General features: G+C 41.8%; 18 protein-coding genes and 1 pseudogene. 13 read left to right on the top strand and 6 right to left on the bottom strand.

The features are described 5' to 3' along the window. Positions 1 to 56: 56 nt before the first annotated feature. The gene (locus AAEY99_RS17730; RefSeq protein ID WP_351011427.1) at positions 57 to 1,415 is read left to right on the top strand and encodes an NCS2 family permease; all 1,359 of its coding nucleotides are present in this window, start codon (positions 57 to 59) and stop codon (positions 1,413 to 1,415) included. Between the two features lie 68 nt (positions 1,416 to 1,483). Here the strand turns inward: AAEY99_RS17730 and AAEY99_RS17735 are convergent. After that, positions 1,484 to 1,627 (bottom strand): annotated as a pseudogene (locus AAEY99_RS17735) (transposase family protein); the annotation flags it as partial. A gap of 466 nt (positions 1,628 to 2,093) precedes the next feature. On the opposite strand from AAEY99_RS17735, the gene AAEY99_RS17740 reads away from it, so the two are divergent. The 5 genes from AAEY99_RS17740 to purT all read left to right on the top strand — a co-directional run bounded on the left by AAEY99_RS17740 (position 2,094) and on the right by purT (position 7,591). Beyond that, positions 2,094 to 2,588 (top strand): type VI secretion system amidase effector protein Tae4, encoded by a 495-nt coding sequence (locus AAEY99_RS17740; protein WP_182744178.1) that lies wholly within the window; start codon positions 2,094 to 2,096, stop codon positions 2,586 to 2,588. Beyond that, the gene (locus AAEY99_RS17745) at positions 2,581 to 2,943 is read left to right on the top strand and encodes a hypothetical protein (protein WP_182744177.1); all 363 of its coding nucleotides are present in this window, start codon (positions 2,581 to 2,583) and stop codon (positions 2,941 to 2,943) included. The genes AAEY99_RS17740 and AAEY99_RS17745 overlap by 8 nt, the downstream gene beginning before the upstream one ends. A gap of 1,069 nt (positions 2,944 to 4,012) precedes the next feature. Continuing rightward, positions 4,013 to 5,314 (top strand): DEAD/DEAH box helicase, encoded by a 1,302-nt coding sequence (locus AAEY99_RS17750; protein WP_059744719.1) that lies wholly within the window; start codon positions 4,013 to 4,015, stop codon positions 5,312 to 5,314. 125 nt (positions 5,315 to 5,439) lie between these two features. Beyond that, a complete protein-coding gene (locus AAEY99_RS17755) occupies positions 5,440 to 6,075 on the top strand; it encodes a peroxiredoxin-like family protein (RefSeq protein WP_182744176.1) in 636 nt (211 codons plus the stop codon). Between the two features lie 325 nt (positions 6,076 to 6,400). Then, positions 6,401 to 7,591, top strand: coding sequence for a formate-dependent phosphoribosylglycinamide formyltransferase (gene purT / locus AAEY99_RS17760; protein WP_182744175.1), 1,191 nt, complete (start codon positions 6,401 to 6,403; stop codon positions 7,589 to 7,591). A gap of 87 nt (positions 7,592 to 7,678) precedes the next feature. On the opposite strand, the gene AAEY99_RS17765 is transcribed toward purT, so the two are convergent. The 5 genes from AAEY99_RS17765 to AAEY99_RS17785 all read right to left on the bottom strand — a co-directional run bounded on the left by AAEY99_RS17765 (position 7,679) and on the right by AAEY99_RS17785 (position 11,804). Continuing rightward, positions 7,679 to 8,053, bottom strand: coding sequence for a hypothetical protein (locus AAEY99_RS17765; protein ID WP_351011428.1), 375 nt, complete (start codon positions 8,051 to 8,053; stop codon positions 7,679 to 7,681). Between the two features lie 195 nt (positions 8,054 to 8,248). After that, positions 8,249 to 9,202 (bottom strand): D-2-hydroxyacid dehydrogenase, encoded by a 954-nt coding sequence (locus tag AAEY99_RS17770; RefSeq protein ID WP_335692403.1) that lies wholly within the window; start codon positions 9,200 to 9,202, stop codon positions 8,249 to 8,251. Between the two features lie 46 nt (positions 9,203 to 9,248). Further along, entirely contained in the window at positions 9,249 to 10,022 is a 774-nt protein-coding gene (djlA, locus tag AAEY99_RS17775; protein WP_351011430.1) for a co-chaperone DjlA, read from the bottom strand. 58 nt (positions 10,023 to 10,080) lie between these two features. After that, complete coding sequence (gene murU, locus AAEY99_RS17780) at positions 10,081 to 10,779, bottom strand: N-acetylmuramate alpha-1-phosphate uridylyltransferase MurU (RefSeq protein WP_335692404.1); 699 nt, start codon at positions 10,777 to 10,779, stop codon at positions 10,081 to 10,083. Continuing rightward, a complete protein-coding gene (locus AAEY99_RS17785; RefSeq protein ID WP_335692405.1) occupies positions 10,776 to 11,804 on the bottom strand; it encodes an aminoglycoside phosphotransferase family protein in 1,029 nt (342 codons plus the stop codon). The genes murU and AAEY99_RS17785 overlap by 4 nt, the downstream gene beginning before the upstream one ends. A gap of 143 nt (positions 11,805 to 11,947) precedes the next feature. Between AAEY99_RS17785 and lptD the strand changes: the two genes are divergently transcribed. From lptD to AAEY99_RS17820, 7 genes are all read left to right on the top strand, one after another. Further along, positions 11,948 to 14,248, top strand: coding sequence for an LPS assembly protein LptD (gene lptD, locus AAEY99_RS17790; protein WP_101088758.1), 2,301 nt, complete (start codon positions 11,948 to 11,950; stop codon positions 14,246 to 14,248). A gap of 144 nt (positions 14,249 to 14,392) precedes the next feature. Next, positions 14,393 to 15,697, top strand: a complete 1,305-nt coding sequence (gene surA, locus AAEY99_RS17795; protein WP_101088757.1) for a peptidylprolyl isomerase SurA — start codon at positions 14,393 to 14,395, stop codon at positions 15,695 to 15,697. A 9-nt stretch (positions 15,698 to 15,706) separates the two neighbouring features. Beyond that, the gene (gene pdxA / locus AAEY99_RS17800) at positions 15,707 to 16,690 is read left to right on the top strand and encodes a 4-hydroxythreonine-4-phosphate dehydrogenase PdxA (RefSeq protein WP_162023751.1); all 984 of its coding nucleotides are present in this window, start codon (positions 15,707 to 15,709) and stop codon (positions 16,688 to 16,690) included. Positions 16,691 to 16,699: 9 nt separating this feature from the next. After that, positions 16,700 to 17,506, top strand: coding sequence for a 16S rRNA (adenine(1518)-N(6)/adenine(1519)-N(6))-dimethyltransferase RsmA (gene rsmA, locus AAEY99_RS17805; RefSeq protein WP_101088755.1), 807 nt, complete (start codon positions 16,700 to 16,702; stop codon positions 17,504 to 17,506). A 48-nt stretch (positions 17,507 to 17,554) separates the two neighbouring features. Continuing rightward, positions 17,555 to 17,935 (top strand): Co2+/Mg2+ efflux facilitator ApaG/CorD, encoded by a 381-nt coding sequence (gene apaG / locus AAEY99_RS17810; RefSeq protein WP_101088754.1) that lies wholly within the window; start codon positions 17,555 to 17,557, stop codon positions 17,933 to 17,935. A 3-nt stretch (positions 17,936 to 17,938) separates the two neighbouring features. Further along, positions 17,939 to 18,757, top strand: a complete 819-nt coding sequence (locus AAEY99_RS17815) for a symmetrical bis(5'-nucleosyl)-tetraphosphatase (protein WP_351011433.1) — start codon at positions 17,939 to 17,941, stop codon at positions 18,755 to 18,757. Positions 18,758 to 18,910: 153 nt separating this feature from the next. Continuing rightward, complete coding sequence (locus tag AAEY99_RS17820) at positions 18,911 to 20,932, top strand: methyl-accepting chemotaxis protein (protein WP_162023752.1); 2,022 nt, start codon at positions 18,911 to 18,913, stop codon at positions 20,930 to 20,932. Positions 20,933 to 21,022: the final 90 nt, after the last annotated feature.

Raw genomic sequence — 21,022 nt, forward strand, 5'->3', positions numbered from 1 at the left:
CCAATGAATAACCATTGGTTAACTGATAATTTAAGAGATCAAAAGGTATCATCACTATGAAGTCTGAACAGACTCTCTCTAATTCTGCTGCTGTTTCTGATTCGTTTTTGGATCGCTATTTCAATATTTCTGCCCGTGGAAGTACCTTAAAACGTGAAGTCATTGCTGGCTTAACGACGTTTTTGGCTATGGTTTATTCGGTGATTGTGGTGCCAAACATGTTGGGCACTGCGGGGTTTGATCCTGCGGCGGTATTTATCGCTACCTGTTTAATTGCCGCGTTTGGTTCGTTGCTCATGGGATTATGGGCTAATTTGCCGATGGCCATCGGTTGCGCAATTTCACTCACTGCATTTACTGCATTTAGCATGGTGCTAGGCCAGGGAATATCGATTCCTGTCACCCTTGGCGCTATTTTCCTAATGGGTATCGTATTTACACTTGTAAGTGTCACCGGTATTCGTCAATGGGTACTCACTAACTTGCCAACCGGTATCGCTCACGGTACAGGTATTGGTATTGGTTTGTTTTTACTGCTTATCGCGACCAATAGCGTGAAATTGATTGTATCAAACGATGCCGGTTTACCCGTAAAGCTTGGTGATATTAATAGTTTACCGGTTATAGCAACAATAATTGGTCTTGCTATGACAATTGGGCTTGAGCGCCGAGGCACGCCGGGTGGCATATTGCTGGTCATCGTCGGGCTATCGATCTTTGGGTTAATATTTGATCCTAGCGTAACTTATCAAGGCCTATTTGCTTTGCCTGATTTGATGTCTGAAACGTCGCTTATTGGCCAGCTCGATATTATGGGCGCACTGAATCCAGTGGTACTGCCTATTGTGTTGGCATTAGTGATGACCGCTATCTTCGATGCAACAGGCACAATTAGAGCGGTTGCAGGACAAGCGGAACTTCTCGATGATAAAGACAATATTGTTGGTGGTGGAAAAGCACTGACATCAGACTCTGTCAGCAGTATTTTTGCTGGCGTAGTCGGCGGCGCTCCAGCCGCTGTTTATATTGAGTCCGCAGCGGGAACTGCAGCAGGTGGCAAAACCGGCCTGACCGCGACCATCGTCGGCTTACTATTTTTGATAATGATGTTTTTAGCGCCGTTAAGCTTTTTAGTACCTGCTTATGCGACAGCTCCAGCGCTAATGTATGTTGGATTACTGATGCTAAGTAACGTCACCAAGCTTAATTTTGACGATAAAGTGGATGCAATGGCAGGCTTAACCTGCGCGGTATTTATTATTTTAAGCTGTAATATCGTTACTGGGATTATGCTTGGGTTTGTTACCTTGGTTATTGGCCGCATATGCAGTGGCGAGTGGCGTAAACTGCGACTTGGGGTTATCTTAATCACTCTCGGTTTAGTCGCCTTTTACATGGGTGGCTGGGCGATTTAACCCAATTGTAAATTCAATATTAAGGCCAGCCGTCGAGGCTGGCCTTTTTGTTATTGACGGAAATATTATCGAATATCAAACCAGCCTTTAGCTCCTGCAATAACGGCATATATAGAACCAAACAAAACCTCAAAAAGGCAATAGGTCACTTTAGCCCGTTGGCGTTAGTCAGTTATGGTTTGAAAAGTCTCTTTGAAGTGGTCAATATGCATGGTGAGCTCCCGGAAAAAGGGAGTATAAGATCATAGCTAAATGTTAACGTCAGATCGTCCATTAAATTGATTGAAAAACATTCACGATCTCGCCCTGGTTTCTTCATAGTTGAATTTCAGCATACATTCCCGTATTTGAGACAGAGAATATTAGAAAATAATGGTGTTACTTAAGCGTATGACATTGAACCTATTAGAACAACATATTCCCAAATTGAGTAAGCAGAAAAAATGATATTAAATGGTAAATTTAGAGCTTAAGTATTCACTAGTCCTGAATATAATGAATTGTAGTTCATCCCCCTCTAAATACACCCTAATGGATAATTTATTTAAATACATTCATCTGATATTCTGCTGGAATTATATAATAAAAATAATATATTAAAAATTTTGCTATATGCTAAATAATTTCACGCCAGAATAAATACTTATTTTTAGACGACTCATTGTTAAAGGAATGTTTATGAAAAAAATGCCCAATTGGGATATCTTGAAAAAAAACTACCCAGCATTTCCAGCCCCTGCTGTTTTTAAGCAGATTGGAGGTAAAGTTGAACTGAATTTTGATATTGGTGTGTTTGGAAATGCATGTGCAACGAGAGTATCTAAAGCTCTTAACGGTTCAGGAGGCTTACATAAAATCCCTTTTTACAAAGCCGTTGGTCCCAACGGAAAACTTGAGGGACAAGTGTCCTCTGGCAGAAATAAAGACTGGTACATTTTTAGAGTAAAAATATTAAAAAAATATTTAACTGAAAACTATGGTGCACCAGAATCCTTCACACCAGAGGAATATGAAAATAATATTAAAAACCGTAAGGGTATAATTATTTATGAAGTAAATGGATGGTCTGATGCGACCGGACATGCAGATCTTTGGGATGGATCAAACTGCGTTTACCAAGGTTATGGCGATGTATCACACAAAATTCATTTTTGGGAAGCATCTAATGATTAAATATAAATTAGCATCACTCTTTATTTGTAGTGCATTAATTTTGTTTGGGTGTTCTGAAGTAAAAAAAAATAAATATCATTCTGATGACTTACTCGATTTCGCTGAGTCTAATTGTATGTTTTGGTATTTTAAATCAAAAGACTATGATTTATCTGACATCAAAAAAATAACTTCTGGCATTGTAGAATTAAGTCATTATTCGGCTGAAAAATTCGAACAAACAGCAATATTAGTCAAAGAATACGCCCCTGACGTATCAAGTAAAGAAAATACAGATATTGAGCTTTTGAAGTGTTTTATCCTTAAAAAAGATCAACAATTCCTAAATAAGCTTAATGGTATAAGAAAATTATAGTGTTAAAATAAACACCTGCGATGGCACTCTTAATCTGAGTGACATCGTGGTTTAAATTCACTAGAATAACGTTCAATAACCTTCAATAACGTTTTCTGCACCACCACAGCTCTCCCAGCGATGCTTTTAGGTATGTAGGGGCAGAGTAAAATTTATTTGATTACCATAGATGTCCTAATCCAGAGAAGCACCTTTAGACTCTCAGCTCTATCACGTTTGTGTCCAAAAACGAGTTAGTAACGCTTGCAAAAGTCTAAATTTAACTCTGAACTTGAAGCCGTTGAAGACTCTTTATAAAAAAAATGCGTGAGCCTGACAGGACGTCAGGCTAGCTTTCGCGATACAGGTCGTTCTTTGGCGTCCTGCCACCACGACATTCGTGGATCCATTCACTTCAGACACCCCATCGGAGGCGATAGCATTTTTACTCTTTATTGCAAAATGGGCCGAAGCAGACTACAAACTAAGTAAAAAACTGGATAAATCCCCATGGCGACCTTTTCGCTGTTTGAAAATGTTGCGGGGCGGCTGGGCCAATTTTTTTATAAATAGTAAAGAGGGAACAGCCGTTGGTTTCCTCTTGGTCTGGTGTGGGCGAAGCGCCACGACGTTAGTGGCCGCAGGCCATAAGTTATAAACCATAAGCTAAAATATAGCCGCATTTAGTGGAATCAGGGTAAACTTATATAAAAAGATAAGTTCTAATCCACTTCTGTCCAAAAACGAGTTAGCAGCCCCGCACTTAAGATGCTGTAATTGCCATGACTATCAATCCATATCATCTAAACAATTCTCCGCTAAAAAATCTTATCGTTAGGCACAGATAAAGTTCAGGATTTAAACAAAAGTTTGTTATACTCCGCGGCCGCTTATCGATGGCACTCAATGGGGTGTATCATTCAAGCTTAACGTTTTTCAACTATCCTAAGACGTTAATCAACCCAGTTAAGCATGATATCTGCCATTAACAATGGCTATAGGCCCAAATACTCTAGATTGACCTTGTGCAGCTAACTTAGCTTGTTGCAACTAAATCGCTTTGTTTTGATGTACATACAGGAACCGCACCATGAAATTCGAATCTTTTAGCTTCGCCCCAGAAATATTACGCGCGATCGCTGAGTGCGGTTATCAATCTATGACGCCAATTCAACAACAAGCGATACCGGCGATCCGTCGTGGTGAAGATGTCCTAGCAAGCGCTCAAACTGGCACGGGTAAAACAGCAGCATTTGCGCTGCCTATATTACAAAGAATGTGTGATAACCCAAAAGAGACGATGCCGTCTAACACTCGTACTTTAATTCTGACTCCAACTCGTGAGCTTGCCGCACAGGTTGCAGACAACATTAGCGCTTACAGTAAGCATCTTAATTTAACGGTATTAACCATTTATGGTGGCGTTAAAATAGAGACCCAATCACAAAAACTTAAACGCGGTGCCGACGTTATTGTTGCTACACCAGGTCGTTTACTTGAACACATTGTGGCGTGTAACTTAAGTTTGTCGAATGTTGAGTTTTTAGTACTCGATGAAGCCGACCGTATGCTTGATATGGGCTTTAGTGCTGACATTAAAAAGATTCTCCAAGCAGTAAACAAAAAACGTCAAAACATGTTGTTCTCTGCGACCTTCTCTTCTGAGGTTAAAAAGCTAGCGAATGACATGCTTGAAAAGCCTAAAGTGATTACTGTTGATAAACAAAATACTACTGCTGACACCGTAAGCCAGGTGGTATATCCAGTAGAGCAGCGCCGTAAGCGTGAATTAATATCTGAGTTAATCGGTACCAAAAACTGGCAACAGGTGTTGGTGTTTACCGCGACTCGTGACGCAGCAGACAAATTGGTCAAAGAGCTTAACTTAGATGGTATTCCATCGGGTGTGGTTCATGGCGAGAAAGCACAAGGCAGCCGTCGTCGTGCGTTACGTGAATTTGTTGAAGGTAAAATTCGCGTATTAGTGGCCACCGAAGTCGCCGCTCGTGGCCTTGATATTAAAAATCTTGAATACGTTGTTAACTACGATTTACCATTTTTAGCCGAAGATTACGTGCACCGTATTGGCCGTACAGGTCGTGCAGGTAAAACCGGTGTGGCAATTTCGTTTGTGAGCCGCGAAGAAGAACGCACCCTAGCTGATATTGAAAAGCTAATCGGTCAGCCAATTCGTCGAGTCACAGTACCGGGTTATGAAGTCGGTAGCCGTGAAGTACTGCTTAAGCAGATTGAAAAGCGCCGTAGTTTTGCTAAAAAACAACAACGTGGTGATAACGCTGGCGCCCAGATGATTGCTGAGAAAAACATGGACGGACGTCGTGTTAAAGTGGGTAAAGTCAGCAGCACGGTTAAATACAAAAAGATTAAATAACTCAACTAGAAAGAGTTAATGGTAATCGAAAAAAGCGCTTAGGCGCTTTTTTTGTGTTTGAATGAAATGAATTGTGTGATTATGAGGTCTACTTTAGTCGGGACATTACTCTATAAGGACTTATCATGTTAAAAACTCTGCTTATTGCCACCGCACTTACGTTAACCAGTTTAGCCAGTGTGGCTAAGCCTATTGCCAGTGACGAGAACAATGTCATGCCACTGCTCAATGGCCACCAGATACCAGCAATAACCCTGCAAGATGTTGATGGTAAAGCGGTTGAACTCAGTAAACTTGTGGCGCAAAAGCCGACTATATTTTTCTTTTACCGTGGCGGTTGGTGTCCATTTTGTAATTCGCAAATGGGTCAGCTAAAAGCAATTGAACCTAAATTGCTTGAAATGGGTTTCCAGTTAGTGGGTATTTCACCAGACACGCCAGAAAAGATGCGCGCGTCGATGAATAAACAAGAACTCGATTATTTATTGCTGTCTGACACCTCAATGGCGGCATCGCAAGCATTTGGTTTAGCCTATTACACCAGTGCAGATATCACTAAAAAATATACTGCCAGTTTAGCGGTAACCAATGAACTGTTTACTACCCCAGCAGGTGAAAAACGCTTAGTGTTACCCGTGCCAGCTGTCTATTTGGCAGATAAAAGTGGTTTAATTCATTTTCAATATGTGAATCCAAACTACAAGGTTCGCCCTGCGCCAGAGCTAATTTTAACCGCTGCTGAGTTACTCGTTAAACCTTAGTTAACGCCAAATTCAAATAGAATCTAGCCAACATTAATCCAATAATGTTGGCTTTTTTAACTTACTCTTTTGAGTCAGCACCCTCTAATTCAACACTATAGTATTATGACACTTACCCACTCACACTTGGTGCTTTCAACAACGACACTTCTACACACCGATACATCTAGATTTGTCGTAATTAAATACAATCTTTCATCACAAAAAACCTCGAAATACAGGCGTTTTTAGCCAATTAGTGCATTTTATATTGGATTTTTAATACCTCATCTCGTTACACTGTTCGGCATATAAGAATATCCCTACACAGAGGCTGTAAATTACCATGTCTATTGCTACTACATTTGGCACAGCAAATACTTCTGGCACGATTAAGGCGATGCTATTAGGTTGCGGTGAACTCGGCAAAGAAGTTGCCATTGAGCTTCAACGTTACGGAATTGAAGTTATCGGAGTTGATCGCTACCCCAATGCCCCAGCAATGCAAATTGCCCATCGTTTTCATGTGATTAACATGCTGGATGCAAAAGCATTAAAAGCAGTTATCGAGCTTGAAAAGCCGGATTTAGTGATCCCTGAGATTGAAGCTATTGCCACCCAAACGTTAGTGGAACTAGAACAGCAAGGTTTACATGTGGTGCCAACCGCTAACGCAGCCAAACTCACTATGGACCGTGAGGGCATACGCCGACTTGCGGCAGAAACCTTAGCGATACCAACATCAAAGTACTTTTTCTGTGACACCCTAGCTGAATTTGAACAGGCCGTTACCGACATTGGTATTCCATGCGTGGTTAAGCCAGTAATGAGTTCGTCTGGTAAAGGCCAGAGTGTGATTAAGTCAGCACAAACCATCCAGCAAGCATGGTCTTACGCCCAAGAAGGTGGACGAGCAGGTAAAGGACGAGTAATTGTTGAAGCCTTTATTCCGTTTGATTACGAAATTACCTTACTGACGATTAGCGCCGTAAATGGCATCCATTTTTGCGACCCTATTGGCCATAGACAAGAAGATGGCGATTATCGTGAATCGTGGCAACCGCAGGCGATGTCGGCTGAGGTATTACACAAGGCACAAGCCATGAGCCAACGAGTTGTTGAGGCATTAGGTGGATATGGACTCTTTGGTGTTGAGCTATTTATTCGTGGTGATGAAGTGTATTTTTCTGAAGTGTCGCCAAGGCCACATGATACAGGTTTAGTAACCTTAATCAGCCAGGATTTATCTGAGTTTGCCTTGCATGTACGTGCGATTTTAGGATTACCAATAAGCAATATTGTGCAGCATGGTCCTAGTGCTTCTGCGGTTATTCTTGCCGAGGGCACATCCACCAATATCCGTTACCAGGGTATGGCTGCCGCCTTAGCGCCCGCGGATACCCAATTACGCTTATTTGGTAAGCCAGACATTGATGGTCGTCGCCGCTTAGGTGTGGCGTTAGCCCGCGATAACTCGGTAGAACAAGCGGTCGAAAAAGCAAAAACTGTTGCCAGCCATATCAAGATACTGTTTTAACGTCACAGGATATTATTTTAACGTCACAGGATATTGTTCTGTCACCTAGCTGAATATCGATGAACTAAGCCGTGGAGTATCTGCGGCTTAGTTTTTTACTATTGGCATTGGTTTAGGCAGTGGTTTATCTGCTAAGTGAAAGTGGACTAACATTAACAAACGAAACAGCGCTTTAAGTTTAAGATCTTGATCAAGCTTACACGCGTGAATCAGTTTTTTCAGTACCGTTATTTTTATGTACAGTTTTTTAATCAACACGCCGCTTGGCTCACCTAGGTATTTATCGAACTCTTTATAACCCTTAATAGTTCGCGGTACTAACTTAGCCTGACGAATATGTAATCCCGACAGCATCGCTTTATCGAACGCTTGGGTTTCTAGCCCCTTGATAATGTCGGCTGTACTAAGTTGTTGCGCCAAACCATCCACAATAAAATCAAACAGGACTTTCCATAGTGACATGTGTCGTTATCCGCTCTAGTTGTGAGTGTTAATCGAACGCTATAAATGACAGATCTAAACACCCAGCACTATATCTAAGTTATAAGCTCTAAACTCTAAACTCTAATCTAAGCTTTAAACTCGAGACTCTAAATTTTAATCTAAGCTTTAAACTCGAGACTAAACAGGTTAAAAGTGGTTGGTTTAGTGATAGCTTTAGCCGATAATTCTATTCAACATTTTACCTTGTTGAAAATAGAGAACATTTTCAAGCGCAATATTAAGTAGATTTTGTCTAGCTTGTAATGTCGCCCATGCAATATGCGGCGTGATAGTAATGTTGGCAGCACTAAGTAACGGATTATTGCTACTTGGCGGCTCAGTGGATAACACGTCAACTGCCGCAAAGCCGTTACCATTGTTAAGCCATTGAGCGAGATCATTTTCATTAATCAAATCGCCACGGGCGGTATTCACTAATAAACAGCCCGGTTTAAGTAAGCGTAAACTGTCGCTATTGATCATGTATTTGGTTGCTGTACTCAGCGGACAATGCAGCGAAACAATATCGGCTTGTTGAAGCAGGGTGTCGCGTTCACACCATTGAATAGCATCAGGTAAATTGGTTTTAGGTTTAGCACTGGTAATCAACACTTTCATGCCAAACGCGACACCTAAATTGGCAACCTGTTGGCCAATATCACCATAACCTACCACACCCAGCGTGAGGCCTTTTAATGAGGTTAAGGGTGATAAGGTAAAACAAAAATCTCGTTGCGTTACCCATTGTCCTTGTTTTACGGCTTGGTCATGTAAGGCAACTTGTTGCTTATGATGTAAAATATGGGCAAACACCATTTGTGCTACGGCATCAGGACCATAAGCAGGAATATTAGTGACAACAATACCCTGCGCTGTTGCTGCATCAACATCGACCACATTGGTTCCTGTGGCAAGAACACCAATATAGCTTAATGCGGGCAGTTGCTTTAAGGTCGCGGCACTCAATAGCGTTTTATTGGTCAGCACGATTTGCGCACCTTGACAGCGACTGACGATTTGTTCGAGTGTGGTATGGTCGTAAATATCACATTCGCCTAAAGCCTCAAGCGCTTGCCAACTCAAATCACCCGGATTAAGTGTATAACCATCTAATACCACTATTTTCATTTATTGCCCCATTCCATTGTTTACAAAAATACGTTACTGGCTTGCGCTAACGCATTCCTCTAGAGGTTTTAATGCGCTCGTAAGCGGCTTGAATATCTTGTGCTTTGGTGTTGGCTAATTCCATCATCTCTTCAGGTAAGCCTTTAGCCACAAGCTTGTCTGGATGATGTTCATTCATCAACTTACGGTAAGTTCGTTTTACGTCTTGATCACTCGCAGATTCTTGCACGCCTAACAGCACATAGGCATCAGTAAGCGGCATTTTATTACCTTGTGGCGACTGATGATGACTAAACTCAGCTTGCCAACGTGCCAGTAAAGCATCCAGTTGTGCAGCAAGGCCAAGCTTAGTGGCAATAACCGACAATATTTGCTTTTCATTGGCATGTAATTCACCATCGGCCAAGGCTGTTTGAATTTGGATTTCCAAGAACATTTGCGCTAACTCGACTCGTCCTTGAGTGGCTTGTCGAAACAGTTCTAGCTGCTTTAGCAAATCAAAATCAACTTGGCGGCCTTGACGAAAAGCCGTTTGCGCATCGATACGTGACTGACCAGACAACTTCATTTGATCCATTAACATGGTCGCTATACGAATATCGGTTTCAGTCACTCGCCCTGACGCTTTAGCAACATGGCCCATTACGGCAAATGTTGAATTAAAAAACATCGCCTGACGTTCACTGCCTTTACGCATTATCGAGGTTAACCCTTGGCGCCTATCGAAAGCATGGCCTAACCATAATCCTAAAATTGCACCAAAGAAACGCCCGAACATATACCCAATGATAAATCCAAAAACTTTACCCCAAATTCGCATGTTGTTTTCCACTACGGTTAATAATTAATAAACAGCTAGCCATTATCAAAGGCGTAGCTTAAAGCGGTAACTGAGTCTCTATATCAACTAACCGGCGCTGTAATTTATCCAGGCGCTCAAGTGTGCCGACATCGCACCAATAAGCATCAAAATGCTCACCTTGTATTTGTTGCTGGCCAATGGCTTGTTTAAGCAAAAGCCCCAAAGCCTGTTTACCTTCAGGCAACTGGCTAAATAATTGAGGATGATAAATCCCCAGTCCAGCAAACGTTAACCTTTGTTCATCGCTCAAGGTTAATTTCCCTTGAGCATCAATAGCAAAATCACCCTGTGGATGATGTTCTGGATTATCCACTAACCACAAATAAGCTTGTGCTTCACCTTGGTTAATGCGTTGATAAGCCAAGGTGATGTCGGGCAAGTGATCGATAAAAATATCACCATTGATCACCAAAAAAGGTTCATCCCCCAACCAAGGTAATGCTTGCTTGATACCCCCCGCAGTTTCTAACGCCGTGGTTTCTTCGCTGTAGTTAATCTGCAAACCCCATCGACTACCATCACCTAGCATTTCAGGTAACTTATGTCCTAACCAAGCTTGATTGATCACAACCTCAGTCACGCCAATTAACGCGAGCTTTTCTAAGTGATATTCAATTAAAGGTTTACCTGCAACGCTCACTAATGGTTTAGGTAAGGAGTCTGTTAACGGGCGCAAACGCTCCCCGCGTCCTGCTGCCAGTATCATCGCTTTCATGCTTCGCTTACCACCTCATGAGTATTTTTGTGGTTTACTAACGGTAAAATCACCCTGTGAACCCACAGACTAAAATCGGTAATTTGTGGGTATTTCATCCCAATATCTGCGACATATTGTAAGGTTAATGGAATATCAGCCAGATAACCGCGCTTACCGTCACGATGATATAACCGCGCAAAAATACCCGCAGCTTTGATATGACGTTGTAATCCCATTAAATCAAACCACTGGGTATAAGTAGCGTAATCAACATTTTCATCCATTAATTGGTGATCTATAGCGAGCTGATAATGATATCTCATCAAGTGATTAACGATATCATCTGGCCAACGCACGTAACAATCGCGAAGCAATGATACCGCATCATAAGTCACTGGCCCATGCACTGCATCTTGAAAGTCAATCACCGCTAACGCTTGATCATTTATCAGTAAATTACGGCTATGGTAATCACGATGCATGCCCACTTTTGGCTGCGCCAGTGCATTGTCGGTTAAGGCTGCAAACGTAGCCGCAATCATTTGTTGCTCATTATCCGTCAATGCGTAATCTAAATGCTCTTTTAGTAACCAATCGACAAAAATAGCTAATTCTCTTGCCACAAAAACGTCATCGTAATCAGCTAAAGGTCCATCTTCGGTTTCCGTTACCGTGGCAATGACCGGCAATAAGTTTAATGCCTGCTTATAATAGTCGCTCACATTGTCTTTATTCAGCACCGACAAAAGTTGTAATTCGCCTACATCAGTTTGTAAGACAAAACCATAGTCTTCGCAGGTTGCAAGCACTTCGGGTACCAGTAAGCCTGCATGTTGATAAGCCTTGGCCATTGCCACAAATGGCGCGATGGGCACTAAGTCGATCGGTGAATCTGAAACAATGTAATCAATACCTTGATGATGAAGACGAAAATAGCGTCGAAAACTGGCGTCGCCGCAGATCAAGTTAATGGCAACTTTATCGCCGAAATATTGGTATAACCAGTTACTTAACGCGACAAATCTTGGGTCAGATAAAATCATCTCAATGGCTCTTAACGAAAAATTGCTTTATTATAGCCAGCATAACATTTGGAAACAGCTAAAGAATGGAATGTTTCATCTAGCTGAGTATCTTTTTCTCTCCAAAACTTTCCGGAATCAGAATTCATAAATTATTGACAACAATGCAGATCCGTTATTTTCTGGCACTAAGCCTACTCCCAAATATCGTGTTGGCCGATGAGCCTACAACGACAGAAGCGCCTTCATTGCAATGCGTTGTTGCTCCGCCTGTGTCTCGTTCATTCGAAGACCGTGCAGCATTAACCGGCATATCAGACGATCAAATTGTTATCATTAGCGATCACTCTGCCGTTGCTTACAATAACCAAGCTGAGTTTTCGGGTGATGTGAGTTTCAGCCAGGGACTTCGCCATATCGCTGCTGACAATGCGGTATTAGATCAAAAACAACAACGCTTAAATGCAGAAGGTAACCTTATCTTTAAAGATGAGTTATTTACCGTCACAGCAGATACCTTAGAAGCGCAAATGAGCACTAATAACGCCACCTTAAAAGGGGCTCAGTATTGGCTACATGGGCAACAAGTACATGGCGATGCAGAAAAACTACAGATAACTTCAGACAATAATCTATTGCTAACAAAAACCAACTTCACTACCTGCCCTCCTGGTGATGAATCATGGTTACTTGAAGCCGATATGATCAAAATTGACAGCAAAGAAGAATGGGGTGAAATTTGGAATGCCAAGCTGCGTATTGCCAACATCCCAGTATTATATATCCCGTATATGACAGTGCCTGTATCAGATAAGCGTAAAACCGGCTTCTTATTCCCAAGTTTTAGTACCAGCACCACTAACGGTGTAGAAGTTAGCACCCCGTATTATTGGAATATCGCCCCAGAGTTTGACTTAACTTTCACCCCGGACTTCATGTCTTCGCGTGGGTTGTATACCAAAACGGAATTTCGCTATCTCGCTGGCGAACAGCAAAATGGCCAGTTCAATGTCGAATATTTAGGTAGCGACAGTAAGCTAACCTCTAATGCTGACCGTTATTTGTATCACTGGAGCCATCAAGGCGCAGTCAACAAAAACTGGCGAGTAAGATCAGACTATACCGATGTATCTGATAACAATTATTTCAACGATTTAAATTCCGACGTTAATCAGTCAACCGACAACCAGTTATCACGGATCGGTGAAGCCAGTTATTTTGAACGCAACTGGGACTTCAACATGCGCGTGCAAGACATTAAAGTGCTCGGTGAAGATGAAAAACCGTATCAAGTGATGCCACAGCTAAACTTTAATTATCGTTCTGCAGACATTTTTAACTCTATCGACTTTAAATTTAATTCAGAACTGACCAATTTCCGTCATCAAGATAATGAATATAATACCGCTACCCGCTTACATTTAGTGCCTAGCTTAATTTGGCCAATACAAGGGCCAGCAGGTTCATTTACCAGTGAAGTTAAATTACTGCAAACTCAGTATTGGCAGCAAAACATCGACGAAGACTCAACATTAGACGACAGTATAAGCCGTACGATTCCTCAAGCGCGTTTACACGGTCAGGTGAATTTTGAGCGAGCAACCCAATTGTTTGATGAACAATACCGTCAAACCCTTGAACCTCAGATTCAATATCTTTATGTCGGCTATGAAGACCAATCCAATATTGGTATTTATGACACAGCACAATTACAAGAAGACTATTATGGTCTGTTCCGCGATCGCCAATACTCAGGCTTAGACCGTGTTGCTGATGCCAACCAATTTACCTTAGGTTTTACCACTCGTTTGTTTGATCAAACTAACCGCGAAAAACTCAAGTTTAGCGTGGGGCAAATCATGTATTTGGAAAACTCTAAAGTCAGTATTGACGATGCTTTCGAAGAAACAACCCAGTCAACATCGGTATTAGCGGCTGAATTAGATGCCCAGTTATACAACGATTGGTTTGTGAGTGGTTCAGTACAACACGACACTGAAACGGGTGAAAACAAAAAGAATGAAATCACTTTGGATTATCGCCCAAGTAGCGACCGATTATTGCAGTTAAGCTACCGTTATGTACCCGACTTATTAAATACCAACACCAATGATCAAGTTGATATTTCCCAAGCAGGCGTGCGCACATCGTGGCCTATTAGTGACAACTTATATTTTGTCGGTAACTACTATTACGACCTCAATGAATCTCGTAATATTGAAACTTACACTGGCGTACAATACGAGTCATGTTGCTGGGCATTGCGCTTAAGTTATCATTATCGTATCAAAACCAACTACGATGATGATTTATCAGAAAGCGTTGACGGACGCGAAGAGTTTGAAAGCGGTGTTTACCTAAACTTTGTCATTAAAGGCTTAGGCGGATCAGGTCCGTTAGGGGTAGACGACATGTTAAATGAAGGCTTATTTAACTACCGTAAACCACTTTACTTGAGGAATTAGCATTCTTTTGTGATAGATTGCTGAACCTAGCGACAAACTCATAGTCCAATAACAACAAACATGCTGTTGAGTATGAAGTAGTAACCTTATTTTGGCGATGTATTGCCAGTTTATATTGAATCGAATGTGCCAAGGATTTTGTGGATGAAACACAGTAAAAAAATAATTTTTGCATTACTAGCATTAGCTATGAGTAACACCAGTGTTGCTGCGCCAATGCCATTAGATCGCGTATCAGTACAAATTAATGATGGCATCATTCTTGAGAGTGAAATCACCAACATGGTTTCAACTGTTAAAGCCAATGCTAAAGCAGCTAAACAAACATTACCGTCTGATGATGCCTTACGTACCCAGGTTATCGAACGTCTCATTTTAACTCACTTGCAAATGCAAATGGCTGAACGTATCGGCTTGCAGATTGGTGATTTACAATTAGACCAAACGATTGAAAACATCGCTAAAGAACAAAAAGTCACCGTTGCGCAAATGCAACAAACGATTGAAAGCGAAGGTACGAGCTTTAGCCAATATCGCGAACAGTTACGTCAAGAAGTCACTCTAGGTGAAATTCAGCGTATTCAAGTGCAACGCCGTATTCAGGTTTCACCACAAGAAATTAGTGGCTTAGTGAAATTAATTCAAGAGCAAGGCTTAAAAGATGTTGAGTTTCAAATTGGTCACATTCTGATTGAAATACCAAGCAACCCAACGAGCGAACAACTTGAAAGTGCTAGCCGCCGTGCAGAAATCGTGCTTAAACGTTTAAATAATGGCGACGATTTCCGTAGTACCGCTATTGCGTCTTCATCAGGTCCTAAAGCGTTAGAAGGCGGGATTTGGGACTTTATGAACATTAACGAAATGCCAACCTTGTTTGCTGAAGTTATCAGTAACGCCAAAAAAGGTGACATAATCGGTCCGATTAAATCGGGTTCAGGCTTCCATATTATTAAAGTAGTCGACACTCGTGGTTTACAAACCCAAGAAGTTGAAGAAGTAAAATCACGCCATATCCTGTTAAAGCCATCGCCGATATTATCGGAAGATCGCGCAAAAGCGATGTTAGCTAACTTTTTGACTCAAGTTCGTGCAGGTGACGCAGATTTTGCTAAATTAGCCACTCAGTACTCTGAAGATCCAGGTTCTGCAGCTAAAGGTGGTGAGTTAGGTTGGGCAGACCCAAGCATGTATGTGCCAGAGTTTACGCAAACATTAGCCAGTCTTCAGGAAGGCCAATACAGTGAGCCTTTCCGAACAACTCATGGCTGGCATGTAGTGCAACTTGAATCGCGCCGTAAAACTGATGCAACCGAACAATTTAACAGTAACCGTGCTCATCAATTAATCTTCCGTCGTAAGTTTAATGAAGAGCTACAAAACTGGTTAGACGAAATGCGTTCAGAAGCGTATATCGAAATCGTTGAGCCAGAAAGCAAACGAGGCTAAGCAAAATTAATGACTAAACGTATTGCCATCACTCCCGGCGAACCAGCAAGTATTGGTCCCGACTTAGTCATCAAACTCGCTCAACAGGCCTGGCCTGTTGAGTTAGTTGTTTGTGCCGACCAAAATTTGCTCATGACACGAGCAAAAATGCTTGGACTGCCTTTACAACTCAGGCCTTATCAACCATCGCAACCACCGAAGCCGCAAACAGCAGGCACATTAACCATTGCTCCTTTTGCAGTAGCAGAAGAAGTTGAGTGTGGTGTACTGAATGAAGCTAACAGCGCTTATGTAGTAGAAACTTTGCGCTACGCCGGTGAAAAAAATATGTCGAATGAATTCGACGCGGTCGTTACCGGTCCTGTGCACAAAGGCATTATTAACCAAGCAGGTATTCCATTTAGCGGTCATACCGAATTTTTTGCACTACAAGCTAATTGCGCAGATGTCGTCATGATGCTTGCAGCCCCAGGGTTACAAGTGGCGCTAATGACCACACATATTCCATTAGCTTACGTTGCAAAGGCCATTACCCGCGACAGACTACATCACATTATTAGCATTTTGCATCGTGAATTGGTCAGTAAATTTGGTTTAGGCTCACCCAAAATTTATGTGTGTGGACTCAATCCACACGCAGGAGAAGACGGCCATTTAGGCCGTGAAGAAATCGATACCATCATACCTGCGCTCAACGAGTTACGAGAACAAGGCATGGATATTGTTGGCCCGTTGCCAGCCGATACCTTATTCCAGCCTAAGTATCTCGAACAAGCTGACGTGGTATTAGCTATGTATCATGACCAAGGATTACCTGTGCTTAAATCATTAGGTTTTGGCAAGTCGGTCAATATCACCTTAGGTTTACCTTATATTCGCACCTCAGTCGATCACGGCACCGCGCTAGAATTGGCCGGCAGTGGTAAAGCGGATTGCGGCAGTTTTACCTGTGCATTAAACAAAGCCATCGAATTGGCCTCAAAAAGTAAGTAACCCATTTTAATGAGTAATAAAGTACATTTAGGCCACACGGCCAGAAAGCGTTTTGGACAAAACTTCTTAACCGACCAAGGCGTGATTAGCAGCATCGTAGGCGCTATTGCACCTGATAATGATCATGTAATGGTTGAAATTGGACCCGGTTTAGGTGCATTAACTGAACCTGTTGCAGATATGATTGATAACTTAACCGTTGTTGAATTAGATCGTGACTTGGTGAAACGCTTACAATATCACCCAGTACTTAAAGACAAACTGACCATTCACCAAGGTGATGCATTACAGTTTGATTTTGGTCAGTTGCAACAGCCTGGCAAGAAAATGAAAGTGTTTGGTAACCTTCCTTACAATATTTCAACGCCACTGATGTTCCATTTGTTTGAGTTTGCTGAACAAATAGAAACGATGCATTTTATGTTGCAAAAAGAAGTGGTTTTGCGCTTATCTGCAAGTCCTGGCACCAAAGCTTATGGCCGTTTAACGGTGATGGCACAATATTATTGCCAAGTGGTACCCGTTTTAGAAGTGCCACCAACAAGCTTTACTCCTGCTCCGAAAGTCGATTCTGCAGTGATAAGATTATTGCCTTTTGAAGTCAAACCTTGGCCGTGTAAAAATGTCGATGTATTAAGACACTTAGTCACGACAGCATTTAATATGCGCCGTAAGACTTTGCGTAATAATTTAAAAACCTTAATCTCAGACGAAGATTTTGCAACACTGCAAATTGACGCAAGTCTGCGGCCAGAACAAATTAGTGTCCCACAATATGTGGCAATGGCTAATATGCTGTGTGATAAAAAAGATTAATTATAAGGGCATGCATATTGAGCATGCCCTTTTGCTTTAGGACATAACATGACCCAAGTTGAATCGCCTATTAAGATTAAAGTCGACACCCAATATTTAGAACAACAATCCGATGCTGCCGATAATAAATACCTTTTTAGCTATACCATTACCATCATCAACTTAGGTGATAATAAGGTGACTCTTAAAGACCGTCATTGGATCATCACCGATGCTGACGGCGAACAGAATGAAGTAAAAGGCCCTGGCGTTGTTGGTGAAACCCCCACTATTGCACCCAATACTGCTTACCAGTATACCAGTGGCACTGTGATGGAAACGCCGGTGGGCTTTATGCAAGGATCTTATGGTATGGAAAATCATAAAGGCGAGCGCTTTTTAGCGACCATTCCACCTTTTCGCCTTGCTGTTCCTGGGATATTTCAATAACCCATGGCACACTATTTTGTCGGCGATGTTCAGGGATGTAACTCCGAGTTACAACTATTGCTACAGAAGGTGGCCTTTAACCCATCCAAAGATCAACTTTGGGCGGTTGGCGATCTTGTGGCCAGAGGTACTGAATCGTTAGCAACACTTCGCTTCTTCCAATCATTACAAGATTCAGCAAAAGTGGTACTGGGCAATCACGACTTACATCTTTTGGCTCTGCACGGGAAGCTAAAACGAGCCAATCCACAAGATCATCTTGATGAATTACTCAACGCTCCTGATATTGATAATTTAGTCAATTGGCTCCGCCAACAGCCTTTAGTCAGAACCTTACCTGAACATAATATCATCATGACCCATGCGGGAGTGCCTCCACAGTGGGATATAGCAACCCTTGAACATGAAGCAGAGCAAGTCAGCTTTGCATTACAGCAAAATGATTATCTAAGTGCATTAATTGCCAAAATGTACACAGAAGATTCTGAGCACTGGTCTCCATCTTTGCACGGTATTGACAGACTACGTTATGATATCAATGCATTAACACGTATGCGTTTTTTACACCTTGATGGCCGTCTTGATTTTAAATGTAAATCACCACCCAGCGAACAGCATTCTGCCGAGTTACGTCCATGGTTTGAATTTGAATCAAAAACAGTACCGCAAAACACCATCATATTTGGGCACTGGGCGGCCTTAATGGGCCAAACAAGTAATCCGCACGTTCTCGCATTAGATACTGGCTGCTGCTGGGGAGAGCATTTAACACTATGGCATCTTGAAAAGAATGAAAAAATTACCCAAAAAAAGTTAATTTAACGTTAAACTAAAGTACCATTTAGCCGATAGCTAAATGTAGAATTTATTACGCTTGCCTGAGAAACAATCGCCCTTTAATAAATTCATATCGTGGTATGCGATAGCACATACAAGATAAAAATCAGGATCAAATAATAATAGCCGGAGTACTGTATGAAAATTAATGTAGCGACCAGGGTCATTGGCGGTTTTACCGTGGTGACACTGTTATTGATGGTCCTCGGTGGCGTGACCATGCTGAGCAACAACAGTATTAAAGACGGGACGACTATTCTTAAGACGATCAGCCTACCGGCACTTGAATCGACGAGTATTTTAAGTGAAAACTTAAGCACCCAGCAAATTGAAGCGTTACTCGCTTATTACAGTGCGCATTCATCAAAGATTCCAGCGATAGAAAAGAAGCTCACTGATTTAGATAACGCATTCGAAAAAGATCTTACACGCTTAAATAATTTAGTAAGCAAACAGAATCAGCTTACTGCGCCATTAGCTGCGTTAACGAAAAGCTACACTGTGTATGAAACGAGTGCAAAAAAAATGATCGTAGAGCGTGAGAGTGCTCTTAGCTTGCAAGAGAAGTTACTCAAAATGCGCAGTAACCTGGAAAATGCAGCAGATGACTCTTCATCTATTTTATTAGATATCATCGATCTAGAAACCAGCGAAGATGAAACTGAACGCAGTTTGGCTGCGTCAGCCAGCTTAGTTGATGGTACATTCATCAATATCATTACCACAATTTATGATTTGGTGGCCTCAACTGAACAAAGTAAATATGACCTTATCATCAAAGAACTCGATTACATGGTCAGCGAAGCTTCATCAAAATTAGATCATATTGGTCGTCAGGGCAGTGGTATTGTCAGCAGTTCAGTTTTAGAAGATTTAACCGCTGAAAGTGCAAAAGTATTTAAGTTGCTAAAAGGCAGCGGTTCAATTATCGAGCTAAAACAACAACAATTAAATCACGAGTTTGCGGCCGCTAAACAGTTAATCGATACACAAAGCGAAGCAAAAGACGTCAATAAGAAAATGACTGTTTTGGCAAAAGCCATCGACACTTTCGCGAGTGATATCAGCACCACAGCCTTAGAAATCATTGATTCAGCAGCCATTAAAACGTTACTTGTAGTATTAACTGCCATTATCGTTGCCATTATTGTCAGTATTGCTGTTGTTAAACCATTGACCCGCTCGTTAGAGAAAGTCAATAAAGCGTTAAATGTGCTAGCGTCAGGTGATTTAACCCATAAATTAGACGACACTGGCCATGATGAATTCGCAGAATTAGCCAAAAACTGCAACCGGTTAGTCGACAGCCTACGAAGTCTTATTATTGGAATAGTTGATCGCTCAAATCAGTTAGCTGCTGCAGCAGAAGAAACCTCTGCAATTACCTCGCAAACCACTATCGGTATTCAAGAGCAAAAGAGCCAAGTGGACCAAGTTGCTGCTGCAACCACGGAACTGAGCTCGAGTGCACAACAGGTATCAATGAGCGCAGATCAAGCACTGAATGAGATTAAACAAGCTGACCAAGAAACACAGCATATGCGTACGCTTGCAGAAGAAAGCAAAAATACCATTATTGCCCTTGCTGAAGAAGTCGCTAAAGCCGGTATTGTTATTAATAAAGTCCATTCCGATAGTGCGTCAATCGGCTCTATTTTAGATGTGATCCGTGGGATTGCAGATCAAACTAACTTACTTGCGCTAAACGCGGCTATTGAAGCTGCAAGAGCTGGAGAACAAGGACGAGGCTTTGCTGTTGTGGCTGATGAGGTGCGTAACTTAGCATCACGTACCCAACACTCAACCAGTGAAATTCAGCAAATGATTGAAGTATTGCAACTTGGTACGCAAGAAGCCGTTGCAGTGATGGAATTGGGTCGTACTCAAGCACAGAGCTGTGTTGAAAAGAATGAACAATCAAATCTTGCCTTAGAGACCATTAGTAAGTCAGTTCACAGAGCCTTTGATTCTGGTAACCATATTGCCCAAGCAGCCCAAGAGCAAAATATCGTTAGCCAACAAGTTTCAGAAAAGCTCGAACATATTGCCTCTATTTCAGAAGAAACCTCAATAGGTGCGGATCAAACGGCACAATCAAGTCAGCAAGTTGCGATGCTTGCTGAAGAACTACAAGCGTCGGTACGCGAGTTCAAGGTTTAATCTATACAATATAAGTTAACCTGAGATCGGTTTAAGCCATAACAACAATAGCGCCAAACTCAGCATTCGTAATATTGAGTTGTGGCTTAG

This window comes from Shewanella sp. S1-58-MNA-CIBAN-0166, assembly GCF_040310085.1.
GTDB lineage: Bacteria > Pseudomonadota > Gammaproteobacteria > Enterobacterales > Shewanellaceae > Shewanella.

What these genes read in the sequence shown, in the direction of transcription:
- AAEY99_RS17730 (WP_351011427.1), top strand. Translation starts at nt 57, where the DNA reads ATGAAGTCTGAACAGACTCTCTCTAATTCTGCTGCTGTTTCTGATTCG.
- AAEY99_RS17740 (WP_182744178.1), top strand. Translation starts at nt 2,094, where the DNA reads ATGAAAAAAATGCCCAATTGGGATATCTTGAAAAAAAACTACCCAGCA.
- AAEY99_RS17745 (WP_182744177.1), top strand. Translation starts at nt 2,581, where the DNA reads ATGATTAAATATAAATTAGCATCACTCTTTATTTGTAGTGCATTAATT.
- AAEY99_RS17750 (WP_059744719.1), top strand. Translation starts at nt 4,013, where the DNA reads ATGAAATTCGAATCTTTTAGCTTCGCCCCAGAAATATTACGCGCGATC.
- AAEY99_RS17755 (WP_182744176.1), top strand. Translation starts at nt 5,440, where the DNA reads ATGTTAAAAACTCTGCTTATTGCCACCGCACTTACGTTAACCAGTTTA.
- purT (WP_182744175.1), top strand. Translation starts at nt 6,401, where the DNA reads ATGTCTATTGCTACTACATTTGGCACAGCAAATACTTCTGGCACGATT.
- AAEY99_RS17765 (WP_351011428.1), bottom strand. Translation starts at nt 8,053, where the DNA reads ATGTCACTATGGAAAGTCCTGTTTGATTTTATTGTGGATGGTTTGGCG.
- AAEY99_RS17770 (WP_335692403.1), bottom strand. Translation starts at nt 9,202, where the DNA reads ATGAAAATAGTGGTATTAGATGGTTATACACTTAATCCGGGTGATTTG.
- djlA (WP_351011430.1), bottom strand. Translation starts at nt 10,022, where the DNA reads ATGCGAATTTGGGGTAAAGTTTTTGGATTTATCATTGGGTATATGTTC.
- murU (WP_335692404.1), bottom strand. Translation starts at nt 10,779, where the DNA reads ATGAAAGCGATGATACTGGCAGCAGGACGCGGGGAGCGTTTGCGCCCG.
- AAEY99_RS17785 (WP_335692405.1), bottom strand. Translation starts at nt 11,804, where the DNA reads ATGATTTTATCTGACCCAAGATTTGTCGCGTTAAGTAACTGGTTATAC.
- lptD (WP_101088758.1), top strand. Translation starts at nt 11,948, where the DNA reads ATGCAGATCCGTTATTTTCTGGCACTAAGCCTACTCCCAAATATCGTG.
- surA (WP_101088757.1), top strand. Translation starts at nt 14,393, where the DNA reads ATGAAACACAGTAAAAAAATAATTTTTGCATTACTAGCATTAGCTATG.
- pdxA (WP_162023751.1), top strand. Translation starts at nt 15,707, where the DNA reads ATGACTAAACGTATTGCCATCACTCCCGGCGAACCAGCAAGTATTGGT.
- rsmA (WP_101088755.1), top strand. Translation starts at nt 16,700, where the DNA reads ATGAGTAATAAAGTACATTTAGGCCACACGGCCAGAAAGCGTTTTGGA.
- apaG (WP_101088754.1), top strand. Translation starts at nt 17,555, where the DNA reads ATGACCCAAGTTGAATCGCCTATTAAGATTAAAGTCGACACCCAATAT.
- AAEY99_RS17815 (WP_351011433.1), top strand. Translation starts at nt 17,939, where the DNA reads ATGGCACACTATTTTGTCGGCGATGTTCAGGGATGTAACTCCGAGTTA.
- AAEY99_RS17820 (WP_162023752.1), top strand. Translation starts at nt 18,911, where the DNA reads ATGAAAATTAATGTAGCGACCAGGGTCATTGGCGGTTTTACCGTGGTG.